The 2,068-nt window shown below is 29.4% G+C and carries 4 protein-coding genes; 3 read left to right on the forward strand and 1 reads right to left on the reverse strand.

Going from position 1 to position 2,068, the window contains the following annotated elements:
* The first annotated feature begins 129 nt into the window (after window positions 1-129).
* The 3 genes from VIM70_RS02220 (at window position 130) to VIM70_RS02230 (ending at window position 1,211) form a co-directional block, all read left to right on the forward strand.
* Complete coding sequence (locus tag VIM70_RS02220) at window positions 130-384, forward strand: type IV toxin-antitoxin system AbiEi family antitoxin domain-containing protein (protein WP_331943701.1); 255 nt, start codon at window positions 130-132, stop codon at window positions 382-384.
* A 204-nt stretch (window positions 385-588) separates the two neighbouring features.
* The gene (locus VIM70_RS02225) at window positions 589-831 is read left to right on the forward strand and encodes a type II toxin-antitoxin system prevent-host-death family antitoxin (RefSeq protein WP_331943703.1); all 243 of its coding nucleotides are present in this window, start codon (window positions 589-591) and stop codon (window positions 829-831) included.
* Complete coding sequence (locus VIM70_RS02230) at window positions 828-1,211, forward strand: type II toxin-antitoxin system death-on-curing family toxin (RefSeq protein ID WP_331943705.1); 384 nt, start codon at window positions 828-830, stop codon at window positions 1,209-1,211. The genes VIM70_RS02225 and VIM70_RS02230 overlap by 4 nt, the downstream gene beginning before the upstream one ends.
* Window positions 1,212-1,591: 380 nt before the next feature.
* Here VIM70_RS02230 and VIM70_RS02235 read toward each other — a convergent pair whose 3' ends face one another.
* Entirely contained in the window at window positions 1,592-1,822 is a 231-nt protein-coding gene (locus tag VIM70_RS02235; protein WP_331943707.1) for a hypothetical protein, read from the reverse strand.
* Window positions 1,823-2,068: the final 246 nt, after the last annotated feature.

Consider the following 2,068-nt stretch of genomic DNA (forward strand, 5'->3'; position numbering starts at 1 on the left):
TCATCCCATATATTTTATCCACAGCTAAGCATAAAAAAATGATTGTGGATAAGTAAAAATTTTAGGAAATATTTTTTTTTACATTTTTTGGTGGAGGAGTTTTGGATTAGAATATGGGGGACTTTTCACTTGACAAATACAGTAATGACATGCATAAGAAAGACATTATATTTGGATTGCAATTATGCTTTGATGGTGAACAATAAGAGCATAATTGCAAAAAAAGAGGTTGAAGAGACAGGCATACCACGTCATTATTCAATGATTTTCACCAGAGAGAATAAGATTGAGAGAGTGACACATGGCGTATATCTTACACTTGAAACATTTGAGGATGTAATGTATACACTTCAAGTTAAAGTACTTAATAAAAAATATGAGTAAAGAAAAAAATATCAATGACAAATCCTTTTGAAAAGCTATATACTGGAAAAACATATCTGATTTCTCGCTAGAAATTAATAGATCAGCATCTGAATATTTTAAGAAGTTTAGAAAAGAGTAATAAATTTTTAATAATTAGGTTAAATTTATCCTAAATGTGATATAATATAGTTATAATAACTAAAAATCTTAGGAGGGCTAATTATGTTAGTGAACAGTCAAAAGATGGTTTCGATATCGGAAGCTAATCAGAATTTTTCTAAAATAGCTAAATTAGTAGATGAGGATAAATCTGTAGTTATAATGAAAAACAATAAACCTAAATATATTCTTTTAGATTTTGATGAGTTTAGCAAAGGTGCAATATCCGAGGAAGAAAAATTGGAGGAAATTGCCGACAGAGTATTATTTGAAAATTTAGAGGCATTTAAGGAACTAGCTAAGTGAAGTATATAACAATTGAGTATATTCTGAAACTTCACGAAAAGTTGATATTGACTACTGGTGGTTCACGTGGAATAAGGGATATAGAACTTTTGAAATCATCAATTGAAAACTCAAAAGTAACATTTGGAGGAGAAGATTTATACAAAACAATTGAGGGCAAATGCTCTAATATATGCTATTGCATAATAAATAACCATACGTTTATAGATGGGAACAAAAGAACAGGCATATATGTAATGTTAATTTTATTAGAATATAATGGAATTAGATTATTATTTACACAAAAGGAGTTAATAGATTTAGGATTAGGGATAGCAAAAGGAGAATTAAAACAGGAAAATATATACGAATGGATAAAAAACCATAAAGATGTTTGCTAAGTGTAATGATAAACTTAAAGGGAGTTCGATTTTTGAACTCCCTTTAAAACGTAAAAATTTTTAGTTATTACTACAATCTCTGAGGTTGTAACGTAAACTGGAAGTTTGTGTTTGCCATTACAGCATTTTAATAGTAAAATTTACATAATTTCGGTTAAAGGTTCCATCATTGTTAAATTCGATACCATCTTTAAAAGATTCTTCTTTTCTGAACAGAGGATACCCTATTAAGCTATGTTTGATATGAAAAGTACCTTCATACCAAAGTTCACCCGCTTCATTAAATAACTTACCTAAAACGAAATATCTTGGACCATAATAATTTCTGGGGCCTTTATTGTATTCTCCTATAAACTTTATAGTGCCACTTTTATAGTACTCTATTCCTGTTTCAGTAAACCAGTCACAAAGATTCCCTCCATATTCTTATTACCATTTTCGAAAAACTTTACTCCGTACGCAAATATATTATGAACCTTATTATATAGTTCATTTAATGTTTCAAGAAGATGACCAATTTGACGTTTATAAAACAGGCCTTCGTAATCTCCATAAATTTCAATAGTGTAGGAAATCGATAATTCTTCAATTTCATTTTCCAACTCAATCATTTTTCTTTGTTCATTGCTAATATACAAAGGCTTTTTTCATTTTTAGTGAAATTTTAAAGGATTACTGAAAGTTATATAGAATTGTAAAAATATAATATAATTGTATATGTAGTGCGAGCTGCGAAGCAGCACGCAAACGCGTGATGTTTCCTCTTGGAAATGGAAGCAATTCTATCTTCATTAGTAAGTTATTAACATATAGTAGGGGAATCCTACTAGGTAAGGTCTAACCAACTACCTGTACCT

Source organism: Clostridium sp. (assembly GCF_036569345.1).
Taxonomy (GTDB): Bacteria; Bacillota; Clostridia; order Clostridiales; family Clostridiaceae; genus Clostridium_AD.

What these genes read in the sequence shown, in the direction of transcription:
- VIM70_RS02225 (WP_331943703.1), top strand. Translation starts at nt 589, where the DNA reads ATGTTAGTGAACAGTCAAAAGATGGTTTCGATATCGGAAGCTAATCAG.
- VIM70_RS02235 (WP_331943707.1), bottom strand. Translation starts at nt 1,822, where the DNA reads ATGATTGAGTTGGAAAATGAAATTGAAGAATTATCGATTTCCTACACT.